We start from the raw sequence: 235 nt of genomic DNA on the forward strand, positions 1-235 counted from the left end.
CGGGCGGTCGTCACGACGCGGACGGTCGTCACGGTCGTCACGACGGAAGCCGCTCGGGCGGTCGTCACGACGGAAGCCACCGCCCGTGGGGCGGTCGCCGCGGTCACGGTTGAAACCGCCGCCGGCGGGGCGGTCGTCACGACGGAAACCACCACGGTCACCACCGCGGTCGTCACGGTCACGGCCATAGCCGCCACCGGACGGGCGGTCGTCACGACGCGGACGGTCGTCACGG

General features: G+C 74.0%; 1 protein-coding gene. It reads left to right on the forward strand.

The window, feature by feature from the left end; all coding sequences use genetic code 11:
* The coding region (locus IF30_RS50495) for a hypothetical protein (RefSeq protein WP_037903319.1) at positions 1 to 235 on the forward strand (235 nt) is incomplete at both ends.

It is taken from the genome of Streptomyces sp. NRRL S-350 (assembly GCF_000719705.1).
In the GTDB taxonomy this organism is placed as follows: Bacteria; Actinomycetota; Actinomycetes; order Streptomycetales; family Streptomycetaceae; genus Kitasatospora.